This window comes from Candidatus Thiodictyon syntrophicum, from assembly GCF_002813775.1.
In the GTDB taxonomy this organism is placed as follows: Bacteria; Pseudomonadota; Gammaproteobacteria; order Chromatiales; family Chromatiaceae; genus Thiodictyon; species Thiodictyon syntrophicum.
Genome location: NZ_CP020370.1, coordinates 1728308 through 1742813, shown reverse-complemented (window position 1 = coordinate 1742813; position 14506 = coordinate 1728308). Strand labels below are relative to the sequence as shown.

Annotated in this window: 13 protein-coding genes; 7 read left to right on the top strand and 6 right to left on the bottom strand. The window is 68.1% G+C overall.

Features of this window, described 5'->3' with window-relative positions; all coding sequences use genetic code 11:
• Positions 1-297 precede the first annotated feature (297 nt).
• Positions 298-1287 carry an adenosine kinase gene (locus THSYN_RS07525; RefSeq protein ID WP_100918592.1) on the top strand — a complete coding sequence of 330 codons (990 nt, stop codon included), beginning with the start codon at positions 298-300 and terminating at the stop codon, positions 1285-1287.
• A gap of 207 nt (positions 1288-1494) precedes the next feature.
• On the opposite strand, the gene THSYN_RS07520 is transcribed toward THSYN_RS07525, so the two are convergent.
• The 6 genes from THSYN_RS07520 to THSYN_RS36820 all read right to left on the bottom strand — a co-directional run bounded on the left by THSYN_RS07520 (position 1495) and on the right by THSYN_RS36820 (position 9468).
• The gene (locus tag THSYN_RS07520; RefSeq protein ID WP_100918591.1) at positions 1495-1803 is read right to left on the bottom strand and encodes a hypothetical protein; all 309 of its coding nucleotides are present in this window, start codon (positions 1801-1803) and stop codon (positions 1495-1497) included.
• Between the two features lie 70 nt (positions 1804-1873).
• Complete coding sequence (locus THSYN_RS07515) at positions 1874-3550, bottom strand: DUF6399 domain-containing protein (RefSeq protein WP_100918590.1); 1677 nt, start codon at positions 3548-3550, stop codon at positions 1874-1876.
• Between the two features lie 174 nt (positions 3551-3724).
• Entirely contained in the window at positions 3725-4831 is a 1107-nt protein-coding gene (locus THSYN_RS07510) for a M20/M25/M40 family metallo-hydrolase (protein WP_157817518.1), read from the bottom strand.
• The gene (locus tag THSYN_RS07505) at positions 4828-5058 is read right to left on the bottom strand and encodes a DUF2281 domain-containing protein (RefSeq protein WP_100918588.1); all 231 of its coding nucleotides are present in this window, start codon (positions 5056-5058) and stop codon (positions 4828-4830) included. The genes THSYN_RS07510 and THSYN_RS07505 overlap by 4 nt, the downstream gene beginning before the upstream one ends.
• A gap of 370 nt (positions 5059-5428) precedes the next feature.
• Positions 5429-5878: a hypothetical protein gene (locus THSYN_RS33530; protein ID WP_157817517.1), complete on the bottom strand. Its 450-nt coding sequence runs from the start codon at positions 5876-5878 to the stop codon at positions 5429-5431.
• A 95-nt stretch (positions 5879-5973) separates the two neighbouring features.
• On the bottom strand, positions 5974-9468 hold the full coding sequence (locus THSYN_RS36820; protein ID WP_100918587.1) for a VanZ family protein: 3495 nt from the start codon (positions 9466-9468) through the stop codon (positions 5974-5976).
• A gap of 198 nt (positions 9469-9666) precedes the next feature.
• Here THSYN_RS36820 and THSYN_RS07495 point away from each other — a divergent pair, with 198 nt between their 5' ends.
• The 6 genes from THSYN_RS07495 (at position 9667) to THSYN_RS07470 (ending at position 14466) form a co-directional block, all read left to right on the top strand.
• The gene (locus THSYN_RS07495; RefSeq protein ID WP_100918586.1) at positions 9667-10260 is read left to right on the top strand and encodes an FmdB family zinc ribbon protein; all 594 of its coding nucleotides are present in this window, start codon (positions 9667-9669) and stop codon (positions 10258-10260) included.
• A gap of 343 nt (positions 10261-10603) precedes the next feature.
• On the top strand, positions 10604-11143 hold the full coding sequence (locus tag THSYN_RS07490; RefSeq protein ID WP_100918585.1) for a glycine cleavage system transcriptional repressor: 540 nt from the start codon (positions 10604-10606) through the stop codon (positions 11141-11143).
• 274 nt (positions 11144-11417) lie between these two features.
• A complete protein-coding gene (locus tag THSYN_RS07485; RefSeq protein WP_100918584.1) occupies positions 11418-11906 on the top strand; it encodes a peroxiredoxin in 489 nt (162 codons plus the stop codon).
• Between the two features lie 159 nt (positions 11907-12065).
• Positions 12066-13484 carry a PhoH family protein gene (locus THSYN_RS07480; protein WP_100918583.1) on the top strand — a complete coding sequence of 473 codons (1419 nt, stop codon included), beginning with the start codon at positions 12066-12068 and terminating at the stop codon, positions 13482-13484.
• Positions 13481-13891 carry a hypothetical protein gene (locus THSYN_RS33525; RefSeq protein ID WP_157817516.1) on the top strand — a complete coding sequence of 137 codons (411 nt, stop codon included), beginning with the start codon at positions 13481-13483 and terminating at the stop codon, positions 13889-13891. Before THSYN_RS07480 ends, THSYN_RS33525 begins: the two co-directional genes overlap by 4 nt.
• Positions 13888-14466: a protein disulfide oxidoreductase gene (locus THSYN_RS07470; protein ID WP_236848814.1), complete on the top strand. Its 579-nt coding sequence runs from the start codon at positions 13888-13890 to the stop codon at positions 14464-14466. The genes THSYN_RS33525 and THSYN_RS07470 overlap by 4 nt, the downstream gene beginning before the upstream one ends.
• Positions 14467-14506 lie beyond the last annotated feature (40 nt).

Below are 14506 nucleotides of genomic sequence, written 5' to 3'. Positions count from 1 at the left end.
TCGAGATCACGCCCCTTGCGTCCGAGAGCGGTCCGGCTGAAGCCTCGACCTCCGGTGGCTCGGCGAGCACCTGAGGCCCCCACATGGTCGCCGTCGCGCCCGCGAGGTACTCGGACCGGGGGTCGAGGCGTTGCCATGAAAATCAGTCCGGGACCCGGCGGGAGCAGTCGCAGACCACCCCGAGAAACACCGGCCATCCTGCGGCCCGAGACTGCGGGCAATCGGCGGCCACGGCCAGCGTCGCTGCGCGACTTTGGTACAATCCCACCCCTTCACGCACAGCCTCCCGGAGAGCACATGGCGCGCTATCACGTTTACGGCATCGGCAATGCCTTGGTGGATATGGAGTACGAGGTCGACCCCAAGGACCTGGAAACCCTGGGGATCGACAAGGGCGTCATGACCCTGGTCGACGAGGCCAAGCAGTTGGAGATCATGCTGCATCTCGCCTGCCACCACCACGAGCGCGCCTCCGGGGGCTCCGCCGCCAATACCGTCATCGGGCTCAGCCAGTTGGGCGGGCGCGGCTACTACTCCTGCAAGGTGGCGGACGACGAACTGGGCCACTTCTACATGCGCGACCTGCGCGAGGGCGGGGTCGACACCAACCACCACACCCAGAAGGAGCAGGGCCATACCGGCCGCTGCGTGGTGCTGGTGACCCCGGACGGCGACCGCACCATGTGCACCTTTTTAGGCGTGAGCGGCAACCTCTCGGCCGACGAACTGGTGGAGGAGGCCCTGCGCGACTCCGACTGGTTCTACACCGAGGGCTATCTGGTCACCTCCCCCGCCGCCCGCGCCGCCTCGGTCGCGGCGCACGCGATTGCCACGAGCGCCGGGGTGCGCACCGCCCTGTCGCTGTCCGACCCCAACATGGTCACCTACTTCAAGGACGGACTCCTGGAGATGATCGGCCCCGGCGTGGACCTGATCTTCGCCAACGAGTCAGAGGCCATGGGGATGGCCGGGGCCGCGGACCTCGACGGCGCCGTGGCCTATCTGAAGACCATCAGCCGTGCGTTCGCCATCACCCGCGGCGCCCAGGGCGCCCTGGTGTGGGACGGCCAGGCGCTGATCGAGATCGCCGGGAACAAGGTCGAGGTCGTCGATACCGTCGGGGCCGGGGACATGTTCGCCGGGGCCTTCCTCTACGGCCTCACCCAGGGCTGGGACCACCGGCGCGCCGGGGACCTGGCGTCCGCCGCCTCCGCGCGGCTGGTCACGACGCTGGGGCCGCGGATCCCGCGGGACGAGACCCAGGCGGTGCTGAAAGCCTTCGCTTAAGTGCCGCGCCGGACGGGGCATGCGTCCCAGCCCGCCGCCTGGTGCCCCGTCCCGCCTGCGGTACCGCGCCGGACGGGGCATGCGCCCCGTCCGGAACCTTTCCCCCGAAACCCTGGGATTCGCATCAGCGCCCGGCGACGGAATAAACGTTCGAAACGGGGCGAATGCCCCGTCCCGCCGCCTGGTGCCCCGTACCACCTGCGGTACTCAAGGCCTTCGTCTGATCCCCGGCCGGCCGCCCGGCGGCCCCGGCAGACCAGGGCCGGGGCCGCTGCCGCGGCTTGTGCGCCGGATGCCAGGCCGCGACCACCGCCGCAACAGGACCAGACCCGGCACCAGCAAGACCCAGACGGGCGGCGCCGGTACTCCCATCAGACCCGCCAGGTCGATCACAGTGGCCGCCGCCCCGCGGCTCACCTCCAAGGCGAAGGGATAGTTGAGCGTCGCCGCGGTATCGCCGATCTGGTGGTAGTAGGGATTGCCCGGATCCTCGTCCCAATCGAACTCGATCGCCATCACCGATGCGGAGCCCGGATACTCGTCGGCAGCGAAATATTGGCCTTGATCATCGTTCCGGCCACCCCCGTTACGCCGCTACCGGCAGGAGCGCGGGCGGCTTGGGCGGGCGCGGTCGTCGGCGCGCTGGCGGCGGGGGCAACGGCATGCGCTGGAGCACCTGCGCGAACAGCGTTTCGTGGGCCCGGCCGAAGAAGCGCTCAGCGGCAGTGGTCCCGTCGGGGCGACGGAGGTGGAAGTTATGTACGGCGGTCAGTGCCTCGAGCTTGCGGTCGCTCAGGCGATGTCGGCCATGGTGATGTAGGGACAGTTGGCCGTTGCGCCCCTCCACGCTGGAACTGCTGCGCTGGAACAGGTCGGCGCAGTCACCGGCCACCTGTTCGAGGCGCGCGCGCTCGGCCTCTGGGAGGGCCTGGAGCGGATGATCGCGTTGGCGCAGCGGTTCGAGCAACTGCCGGCTCAGGGCGTGCAGACGGTGGCGCGGTTCAGCGAGCGTGCTGCGATTGGCGACGCGCTCGAGGTAGAGCGCCGGAATCAGCTGCGTGAGCAACGCCAGTTCCACGGCGGGCGGCAGATTCAGCGCCTCGACCTTGGCCTGCACGGTCGCAAAGAAAAAGGTAATGGTGGCAAGGAACTGAATCGTCAGGCGCTGCGCCTTGGCCAGGCGCTCACGGGCGCGCGTTGGCAGATCGGCCGCGTCGGCCAGCTGTTGCAGCCGCGTCCACACGTCGGCAAAGCGTTGCGCGATGCGCGCCACGGGCTGCGCCTGTCCCTGCTCCAACTCATAGGGGTGATAGAGGGTCCCCAACTCACGCACCAGTTCACGGGCCTCGGCCTGACGCGCTTGCGCCTGTACCTGATCGGCTTCGGCCTGCACCACGACCGCCAGGGCGGCTTCAATGCGGGGCGCGAACGCCGGTGGGCGCCCGCGCGGACGCGGGGATTGGGCGTCATAGGCCTGCGCGGTCGCCCGCTCAGCGTCCAGCGACGTCTGGGCGGCCGCGACGCTGGCGCCCGCCTGTTTCACGTGGCGGACCAAGTGTAGGCTGGTGCCCTTGGACACCTCCTGTTGCACATGAAACAGGTCCGGGGAATGATGGGCCGCACAATCCGTCTGGATATGGCGGCGCAACGCTGTGGCCTCGTCGCTGGTGCCCTGGATCACGGTCACGTTCAAGCCGTCCAGACCCGCGCGCAACGCCTGCGTCCAGGTGGCCGCCGTGCGATCGGCGGCGTACTGTTCGCGCAGCAGAAAGTTCGACACCGGCTCCAACATGACCAACAAAATCTGCGGATGAAAGGTCTCATCCTCGCACGCCGTGATCGCGCGGTGCGGCATGCCCACCGCCAACGCCGCCCGTTGCTCACGCGCCACGGCGACCACCATCTCCTCCAAGGCCGCATTGAGGGCCTGGTGGGTGCCATAGCTCGCGCCGACGAACGCCGACAACCCACTCAACTTCAAGAATTCACACACCATCCGCACCCCGGCACCGCCGTGCAGCGTGATGACGAAGTGCGCCGCCACCACCACTTGGTGCAGCCACTGCACGCCCTCAGGGGTCGCCACGAAGGCTGCCAACACCGCCGGGGCCGCGCCGACCGGGGTCGGCTTGCACCAGTCCTGCAAGGTGCTGCGCGCCACGCCCAGTTCGGCGGCGACGTGGCGTTGCGGCTGCCCCGTCGCCAAGCGGGCCACGGCCGCCCCGCGCTGTTCGGCTCGCTCCAGGCGCGAGCGGTGCTTCACGACCCACCGCCGGCCGACCGCCGGACCACGCCCGATGGCGTCGACCCGATGTCTGCGCTAAAGTCGATCCCGGCAGGACCTTCGAACATCGTGCTTCTCCCTCGGTTTGTTTGCACTTCCAAGGGTACACAATTTCGCGGGTCCTCCCGCTCTCCAGTGGGGGTTAACCAAGCCCTACGCTAGGTCTTGGCCGGATTTATGATCAAGGCCGAAATATTGGTGATCGCTCCACATCGGCGTTTCGACATGCCCGGTGACCGGCAGCGTCGTGAAGGCCCGGACATTGGCGACCATCAGCTCCACCAGCCAGCCATTGCCCATGATATCCAGGTCCTCGGCGGCACCGTCGTTGACATAGCCGATCATGTCCAGGTCGACCATGGCAACGATCTTGTCGCCGGCGTCCTTGGCCGCTTGCGCATAGCGCTGACTGCCGATCATGCCCTGTTCCTCGGCATTGAAGCCGATGAAGCGGATCGTCTGCGCGAACTGGTAACGGCTGAGCACACTCGCGATCTCCAGCACCCCGGCGGTGCCGCTGGCATTGTCGTCGGCGCCGGGCGCATTGGTGGCCGAGGGGTCGCCCGGGGTGCGGCTCGCGATCGAATCGAAGTGGGCGCCGATGATCACGATGTCATCGGGGCGCACCAGGCCGGGCAGGGTCGCCTCGACATTGGCCAACTGGTAGCCGTCCAGGGTGAAAAGGTGCTCGCGCGTCGCGAGCCCGAAGCCGCGGAAGACCTGGCCGACGTAGGCGGTCGCGTCGGCGTTACCCTGGGTCCCATAATAGCGTGTGCCCAATGACACCAGGTGCTCGACATAGCCCTGATAGTCCGACTGCGACAGTTCCGCCAGCATACCGCTGACGCTCGGACTCGCCCGCACCGGCGTGCCGGCCAACATCAGGGCCGCGGCGAGAAGATACAGCTTGACTTGGAACATGACGAACAACCTCCTCAGGCCGCAACAGGCGGCCGGGGCCGGCGCCGAACCAGCTTGCCGGGCCGGACGGGGCATTCGCCCCGTCCGAAACGTTTTCCTCGGAACGACCGACTTGCGCCGACAGTCGGCGTTGGAATAAACGCTCGGGACGGGGCGAATGCCCCGTCCCGCCCCCCCAAAGCCAAGCCCCGTCCGGCTTGAGAGCAGTTCCAACTTGGTAATCAGACTGATTCCAGGGACCGCCTCGGACTCCAGCCCGGCGATGAAATCGACGGCGAGATCCACCTTGCGCGAGGCGTCGATCAGGATATCCGTATCGATCAGGATGGCTACGGTCACCCGTGCCACTCCCGGTCTCGAATCCCGCGCACCCAGGCCGAGCTATCGGCCATGTCCGGTCGCTCCGCCCACATGCCGATGAAGGGATCCTCGCGCAGATTCCCGTGTCTTGCCTTGGCCGTCGGCGGACGCCGACGCGCCCTGAGAAACTCGATGAAGTCCAACACCTCCATCTGCTGCTCGGGCGGCAGGGCGGCCAGCTTATCGATCGTCTCGTGGATGTTCATGCCGCCCTCGATAAACCGCTCAAATGTCCGACAGTGCGCATGGATGCCCCGTCCCGGCGCGAAGAAACAATCGCCTGGCCGTCGGCCGGGACCTCCGATTAACTGCCGGACGGGGCATTCGCCCCGTCCGAAACGTTTTCCCCGGACCGGCCGACCCGCACCAACGCCCGGCGTCGGAATAAACGTCCGGGACGGGGCGAATGCCCCGTCCCGCCGCGGTGGATGGGACAAGCCCCGTCCGGCTTAAACAAACCCCGTCCGGCTTGATAAACGTTCGGGACGGGGCGAATGCCCCGTCCCGCCGCGGTGGGTGGGACAAACCCCGTCCGGCTCGGGCCCGCCCCAGCGCCTGGCAGAATCCCGGTCCGGCTCAAGGTAGGCAACCAACCTGAGTGGCCGCTGCCGTCTGAGTCGCGATCGCCTCCCCTCCGGCCTGCCAGCATATGTTGTTGAGAGTACTATCTATAGTGGTGTCTGTGGAGAAAACACGCCAGGTATAGATGGCACCAGGCCCGTAATTATAGGTAACGGTATCTACGCCGGTAGCGCCGACGTTGACGGTCCAGGTTCCCACCTTCTCCTGCGGGTCGACGGGGTGACCTACGCCGAGCCCCACCTTTTGCAGGTTGTCGGTGGAACCGCTCGTGCCACAGTGAATTTCGTTCCAGTTCTCACCCGCAGGCGAATTGGCATTGATTGTCTTGCCTTGAAGCGCCGCGGTGATCTGAGCAAACGACAGTTGCGTTCCGGGACAAGGCGCCGCAAAGGCTCCTGACCCATAGGCTGCGAGCAGCACCGCGACCAGGAAAACTCGGTTCATTTTCTGCCTCCAGGTTGGTTGAATAGAATTTGCGGTTTGACCCCCGAGCCCGACGGGGCATTCGCCACGGTCGGAATGTTATCTTGCGGGGCGGGTCAACTCGGATCGACACGACCGCCCGCATCCGGTTGCACCTCGCCCTCAGGCCCATCGCGGCGACCCCTGGCGACCGAACGTCGGGCGCGGCGAGCACGCCACTCCCCCGGAAACATCCCCGCCGCCAGCAATGCCCCAAGATAACAGAGCATAGCCAACCGCGCCGTATCCAGCACGCTCCCAAGCAACCCGACGGTCAGCAGTCCCGCGAGCCCCGCGGCCAGACCCAGCGCGAGATCAAACCCCGGGGAGTCCGCCGTCCGCAGCACCCGCCACAGGGCAAGGCCAGCCGCGGCCAGGAGCAGCAGCAAGGCCAGGATACCAAGGACCCCCTGCGCAAAATAGAGTTCCACCCACAACTCATGGATATGCCAGGCCAGATCCTGGTCGCTGACGAAGAGCCAGCGCCGCGCGCCCTGGCTGAAGTCCCCGTTGGCGATCAACTCGCGGCCGTCCGCAGCGCGCAGGCTGACGTTGTCCAGATCAACCGTCCCCCCGGCGTTCGGCAGGGCGAGCTTGACGCTGGGGTGGGGCCAATGGCCGCCCGCGCCAAGCCTGCCGGAGTCGAAATCCGCCGACAGGTCGACCCAGCCGCTGCCCACGGCCTGGGGGGTCAGGACCACCGACTGACACTGGAAGGAATAGAGCAGCGCCTTTTCACACAGGGGAACCGCGAACGGCTTGACCTCTCCCGCCTGGCGCACCCGGATCGTCAGGCGATAGCGCTTGCCGGGCTCGATCCCCACCTGTTGGTCCAGAAAGACAGTCTCCCCGGCCCCGAGCCGCAAGTAGGGGTTGCCGCCCTCCCTGAGGATCGCGAAGGTGCCGGGCGGGCGGGCGGGCGCGGCAAGCATCAGGAATGCCTGCGGATACTGACCGAAGCCCTCACCCACCAGGACCGACCCGACGCCCGGTGTCATCAGCGTCAGGGCGCGCTCCCAATGGGCGAGACGTATCCGCAGGTCGTTCCCGCTGCCGGCCAGCCGCTCCTTGGCAAAGCCGCCGGTGAGCACCGGCAGTGTGGCCGCCGCCACCGCCGCCACCAGCACCGCCGCCGCGATCCAGGTCCCCCGACCCGTGCGGCCGCGCAGCAGGCCCAGGACCACCACCAGCAACCCCACCCCCAGCCCCGCCCAGCCGCCTCGCGAGAAGGTGACCATCATGGCGTAGGCGACGAGAAAGGCAAGCAGGACGCCCGTCACTCGCGGCCACCACCGGCGCGCGGTCAGCACGCCCACCACCAGGAACGGAAAGGCAAAGGCGAGGAAGGCCTCGATATAGGCGCCGCCGGTGTGCATGGAGGCGAAGGTCCCGGTCACCCGGAACTCGTTCGCGAAATCGGCGATGCCGACGTGGACATGGCGCTCCCACAGCACCGCGAGCGCCACCACCGTAAGCCCCAGGAGCACCCCGGACATGACGAAGTCCCGCGCCTGCCCCAGTCGGCGGGGGGGCATCCGCCGCAACAGCGGCACGAGCAGCAAGGCCCAGAGCATCCCCTTGCCGACCATCCAGGCCTCGACCGGGGAGTGTGAACCGTCGGCGGGCGGCCAGTCCGCACCCCAGAGCGGCCAGAGCCCGCGGGCCATGGCGATCCCCCAGGACAGCCACAGCAGGCCGAGCGCCACGGGATAGAGCCGGTTGGGCCAGAGCCGGCGGTGTACCCCAAGGACGCGCAGATAGCCCAGCAGCAGGGTGGTCAGCACCACCAGATCGAAGGCGTCCAGGGGCAGGCGGCCGGTGATGGGGCTGAGATCCAAGGTCGGCAGCAGGGCCGGCACCATCAGCAGCCAGGCCAGCGGATAGGACCAGAGCAACAGGGCGTAGAGCAGCAGCAGGGCCGCCAGAATCGGCCAGGCGACCGGGAAGGCGGCGATCCCCGCCGATAAGGCCAGGCCAGCCGGCACGGCCAGGGCCATGCCCAGCTTCTTGGGTGCCGGCCATACCAGGGGCGGCGGCGCGGAGCGGTCGGCGGCGGCCGTCGGCGCGTCCGCCACCGCCGCGCCCCCCTGGTCCCAACCGTCGGCGGCGACGCCCGCGCCGGATGCGCGGCCGCTCTCCGCACCAGCACCGGTAGGCGCCCCCACCGCGGGCCGCGGAACAGGCGCCGGCGCATGCTCCCAGGCGCGGACCACCGGCGACGGGGCGCCCCCCGCCGGTGCGCCGGTCAGCACCCGCTCGAACCAGGTGGCCAGGGCATAGGCAAGCAGGGTCGCGCCCACGGCGATCAGCACATTGGTCGGGTCCGGGTGTTCCGGGGGAAAGAACAACTTCCCGGCCTCGGTCAGCAGGCTGACCGGGATCACCATCGCGACCGCCAGCCAGGGTCCCACCGCCCGCGAACCCGAGCGCTGCGCCGCCAGCGCCCAGGCCAGCAGGCCGAACGGGAAGTACAGGCCCAACTGGGCCAGGGCGCTCGTCAGCGCGACCGCCTCGCTGGTGTAATACTGGTAATAGAGCGGCAGCCAGCGGACCTCCGACAGCCGAGCCAGGGCCGCCGCAGCGGAGACCGCGGGCGAGCGGAACCAACCCGAAACCAACAGCATCCCGGCGAGATAGGGCAGGCCCAGGAGCGGCGCGGCCCGCACCACCAGGCGCGCCACCGGCCGCGGCCCGCGCTCCCCCAGCAGTTGGCCCGCCAGGGCCCCCAGCACCAGCCCGCTGCCGCGCATGAGGACCGATAACCCCTGGGTGACGCCGGAGACCAACAGCAGTTGCAGCGGCTCCAACACCAGGCCCGCCAGGACCCCGACCAAGAACAGGGTGCGCAGCCGCAGCCTGGGCCACAACAGAGACGCCAGGAGCCCGAGTGGGGCCGCGGCCAGGGCCTCGATGGTGAGCCCGGCGGCGCAGCGCAGCAGCCCCCCGCAGCCGGGTGCCACCAACCAACCCTGGTTGCCGCCCGCGAGCTTCCCTCGCAGTTCGTCGAACGAGACGACAAAATCATAGGGAAAGAAGGACAACAGGAGATAGCCGAGACTCCCGGTCACGAGCGCCGCCAGCACCGAGGCGCGTCCGCCGACGGTGATCGCGTCCAGCCCCCGGGCCACCCGGCCCCGCCCGAAGACCCAGAGCAGGATGCCGATCAGGGTCCCGATGGTCTCGGCGATCAGGTCGTTCAGGGACACCGTGCGCGGGGCGAACCACTGTTGGGTGAACTCGACGCCGAGCGCCACTGCCACGCAAAAGCCCGCCACCAGGATCAGGCCCAGCGGCGTCCACCAACCCGCACGCCGCACCCCGAGCAGGGCGGCGCAGCCGAGGAAGGCCAGGGGCACATACAGGACGATGTTGGCGATCCAGTCCGCCCGGTTGCCGACCCCCAAGTCCAGGTACGGGACCCTCTGAAACTGAGCGAGCGCCTGGTCCCAGGCCAGGGACCCCACCTCTAAGGGCACCAGGCTGCCGTAGACCACGAAGGCCAGATAGATCAGGAAGGCGGCCCACACGGGGCCGCGGGGGCTGGTGGCGCCGGGCGTCGGGGAATAGGTCATCGGAACTTCCGCTCTGGGGGTCGCGCCGCGCGCGGCCGCTCAAGGCCGTGGATTGTAGCGGCAACGGGGGCCGCCGCGGTGCGCCTGCCGAGTGACCGGCGGCGGGCGCCCCCGGGGCGCGCAACACCAAGTCCGACACCACGCTCAGGCGCGTGCTCCACTAGAATCGCAGTCAACCCAGGAACCGGAGCCCACCCCATGCCCGTCTACGAATGTTACTGCCCCGATTGCCATACCATCTTCAGCTTTTTCTCGCGTCGGGTCGACACCGACACCCGACCGGCCTGCCCGCGCTGCCGCCGTCCGCAACTCGCCCGGCGGGCCAGCCTGTTTGCCATCAGCAAGGGCCGGGGACAGGCCGACACGGGCGACGGCGCGGGGCTGCCCGCCGGGGTCGACGAGGAGCGGATGATGCGGGCCTTTGCGTCCATGGCCGGGGAGATGGAACACCTGGACGAGGCCGACCCCAAGCAGGCGGCCCGCCTGATGCGGCGACTCTTCGACGCAAGCGGGCTTGAGGTCAGCGGCGGCATGGCGGAGGCGATCCGCCGTATGGAGGCCGGGAAGGACCCGGACCAGATCGACGCCGAACTGGGGGACACGCTGGAGCGGGAGGACCCCTTTGCGGCCCTGAGCGGCGGCGCGGCGGCCCTGCGCAGCCTGCGGCGGGAGCTACTGCCGGCCGCCCGCGACGACACCTGGTATCCGCTGCACGGCCGGGACCCCAGCGTTGATCAAGGCGCTGACCAAGGTGCCGAGCGAGCGCGCTTGCCCCCGGATGAACCTGCCTGAACCCAACCCGGTCGGCCGGGGACCGGTGGGAGCGGCTTCAGCCGCGACGGGGCCTGGCAAGCGGCCGCAAGGTCGCAGCTTGCCGCGGCCTCGCAGCGCGGCCGCAGGCCGCTCCCACAAGGAACTTTCATGTTCCGGGGTGATGGACAAGCCCTCATGGCGGTTAGCCGGACCAGGGTTGCGCCGCCGCGCGGTCGACCGGCTGAAGCCTCGACCTCCGGTCGCCGGGCAGCCGGCGCGCAAGCCCCGGGGGGCGGCCGTGCGGTTCGCCCTGTGCGAGCGCCCGGACCCCCATGTTACACTCACCCACTAACCCTAAACCCGACTGTTGGCGCGACAGGACATGGCAACCCAGAAGACCTACCTCGTGATCTCCGCCTTGGGCGAGGACCACCCCGGCATCGTCAACCTGCTCTCCAAGGCCATCCTGGAGCAAGGCTGCAACATCGAAGACAGCCGCATGACGGTGCTCGGCGGCGAGTTCGCCGCCATGCTCTTGGTGGAAGGCAAGTGGAACACCTTGGCCAAGATCGAAAACGCAATCCCCGAGCTGCAACGCCAGCTCAACATGACCATCATCACCAAACGCACCGGTGAGCGTGCCACCGGCCGCAACCTGCTCCCCTACGCGGTGGACGTGGTGTCCATGGACCACCCGGGCATCGTCAACAACCTGGCGGGCTTCTTCGCCGACCGCGCCATCAACATCGAAGACATGGCCACCAGCACCTATGCCGCCGCCCACACTGGAACCCCCATGTTCGCGGTGCACATGACCGTCGGCATCCCCTCGGACATGCACATCGCCGGGCTGCGCGAGGAATTCATGGACTACTGTGACGGCCTCAATCTGGACGCGGTGCTGGAGCCGCTGAAGGGGTGAAGAAAATACGTGAGTAGGCAAGTACGTGGGTACGGACGCAATGCCGTTAAGTTAAGCGCTTCTTGCTCCCACGCTCCCGCGTGGGAGCAAGTGCGGGCGCTCCGCGTCCAGTGCCAGGGCCGGACGCGAAGCGCCCGCACGGCATTCCCCTGCTTCCGCGTGGGAACGAGAAGCCCCGCCGCCGGCTCTCAACTTAGTGGCATTGGGTACGGGCGGTCCTGACGTACTAACTTACTTCCGAACTAACGTACTAATCCACGAGAGGAAGTATGCCATGACCCCGACCCTCGGCGACCCCATCCCGGACCTCGAACTCAAGACCACCGGCGGGCGCACCGTCCAGCTCTCCGACTACCGCGGCCAACAACTCGTCCTCTATTTTTATCCCAAGGCCAGCACTCCCGGCTGCACCCAAGAGGGCCAGGACTTCCGGGATGCGGCCGACGCCTTTACCGCCGCCGACACCCTGATCCTCGGCGCCTCGCGCGACGGCCTCAAGGCCCAAGAGAACTTCAAGGCAAAGCAGGGGTTCCCCTTCGACCTGATCGCCGACCCCGATGAGGCCCTGTGCCGGGCCTTCGACGTGATCAAGCTGAAGAAGATGTACGGCAAGGAAAGCCTGGGGGTGGAGCGCAGCACCTTCCTGATCGACGCGACCGGCGTATTGCGTCAAGAATGGCGCGCGGTCAAGGTCAAGGGGCATGTCGAGGAGGTGCTCGCCGCGGCGCTTGCGCTTGAGGCAAGGGCGTTAATACGTCAGTAACGAGCCGGAAACAAGCTAGACACGAACACGATCGTTGTCGTTGTCGTAATCGGAGAAGCGATGCAATTTAGGGTGCGAGAATCCGAACCGCCACGATAATCTCGATTACGACAACGACAACGACGCAAAGTGAACCGTTCCTAACCTGCTTCCCTGCCCATGATCAAACGCCAACACGACAAGCCCTGCCTCTTCGTCCTCGACACCAATGTCCTGATGCACGACCCCACCTGCATCTTCCGGTTCCAGGAGCATGACATCTTCCTGCCGATGGTGGTCCTGGAGGAGTTGGACCACGGCAAGAAGGGCATCTCCGAGGTGGCCCGCAACGTCCGCCAGGCGACCCGCTTCCTCGACCAACTCCTGTCCCAGGCCGACAAGGACGAGATCGACGCCGGCCTGCCGATCGACCCCGTCTGCGTCAACGGCGGCGGCCGGGTCCTGCCGGCCGCCGGGCGGCTCTACTTCCAGACCCAGCCCATGGATTTGCGCCTGCCGCAGTCCCTGCCGGGGAGCACGGCCGACAACGACATCCTCGGCACCGCCCGCGCCCTGCACCTGCTGCGGCCCGACCGCCAGGTCATCATCGTCTCCAAGGACATCAATCTGCGGATCAAGGCCGCGGTGCTCGGTATCCCGGCCGAGGACTATTCCAATGACCAGGTCCTGGACGACGCCTCGCTGCTCTATACCGGGGTCGAGCAGCTCCCCAAGGAATTCTGGGAGCAACACGGCAAGTCCATGGACTCCTGGAAGGAGGAGGGCCGCACCTATTACCGCGTCAGCGGGCCGGGGCTGGACGAGTGGTATCCCGGCGAGTGCATCTACAGCGGCGACGACAGCGGCTTCGAGGCCATCGTGCGCGGCACGCCCGGCGCCGCCGAGGCGGTGATCGAACTGGTCGAGGACTACCGGACACCACGTCACAATGTGTGGGGGATCAACGCCCGCAACCGCGAACAGAACTTCGCGCTCAACATGCTGATGGACCCGGACCTGGACTTCGTCACCCTGCTCGGCACCGCCGGCACCGGCAAGACCCTGCTGGCACTGGCCGCAGGGCTCGCCCAGGTGCTGGACCGCGGTCTCTACAAGGAGATCATCATGACCCGGGTCACGGTGCCGGTGGGCGAGGACATCGGCTTCCTGCCCGGCACCGAGGAGGAGAAGATGACCCCCTGGATGGGCGCCCTGATGGACAACCTGGAGGTCCTGACCCGCCCCGAGGGCGGCGACTGGGGGCGCGCCGTCACCAACGACCTGGTCAAGAGCCGCATCCGCATCCACTCACTCAACTTCATGCGCGGCCGCACCTTCCTCAACAAATACGTCATCCTGGACGAGGCGCAGAACCTCACCGCGAAACAGATGAAGACCCTCATCACACGCGCCGGGCCGGGCACCAAGATGGTCTGCCTGGGCAACATCGGCCAGATCGACACGCCCTATCTCACTGAGACCAGTTCCGGCCTGACCTATGTGGTGGACCGCTTCAAGCACTGGCCCCACGGCGGTCACATCACCCTGATGCGCGGGGAGCGCTCGCGGCTGGCCGATTTCGCGTCCGAGGAGCTATGACCAGCGCACTGGAACGCTTCGCCCGGGAGACCCTGGGCTGCAACTGCGCACCCGCCGTCTTCCAGCAGGTCGCCGAGGATCTGGTCCCCCTGCCCGGTCTGGCCGCACCGGTGCGGCGCATCGCCATCGGCGGGCGGCTCCTGATCTACCTGATCCCAATCACCGCGCCCCCCCTGGCCGTCGCGCGGATCGGCGACTGGGCCGCGGCGGGCCTGGCCGAGCGCGACCGCCAGGGCATGAACCGGGTGCGCCTGGTTCTGGGTCTGGCGGACGCGACCCCCGCCGCGACCGCGCCCATCGCGAGCGCCTTCGCCCAACTGCCCGTGCGCGATGAGCGCCTGCACCTGCACCTGCTCCCGGCGGCGGCCCTGCACTACGAGTGCGGCACCCGGAACCCAACCGCATGAGCGAGTCGCCCAAGGACCCCATGACCGCACCCGACCCGGCGGCGCCCCAGGCCGCCAGCCCGCGACCCAGGCGCCTGCGTCGTTGGGCACTCGACCTGACCCTGATCCTGGCGGTCTTCCTCGGGGTCCAGTGGTGGCAGGCGCGCCCGCTCGCCACCGGCGCGGCCCCGCCCCTGACGGGCCTGACCCTGGACGGCCAGGCCATCGATCTCAAGGACTTGCGGGGCCAACCGGTGCTGGTGCATTTCTGGGCCAGTTGGTGCCCGGTCTGCAAGCTCACCAACGGCGGCATCGACGCCATTGCCAAAGACCATCGCGTCCTGACCGTGGCCATGGAATCGGGCGACGCCGCGCAGATCAGCCGCTTCATGGCCGCCGCGGACCTGCGCTTCCCGGTGGTGCCGGATGAAGACGGCGCCATTTCCCGCCGCTGGGGAGTCGCCGGGGTCCCGGCGACCTTCGTCCTGGACGCCGCCGGGCGGATCAGCTACGCCACCATGGGCGCCAGCACCGAGACCGGCCTGCGCGCCCGGCTGTGGGCCGCATCCGGCACCGACCAGGTCAGGTCCGATTGATCCCAGGCTGATACAAGTCACCATCAGAACAGGACCGACA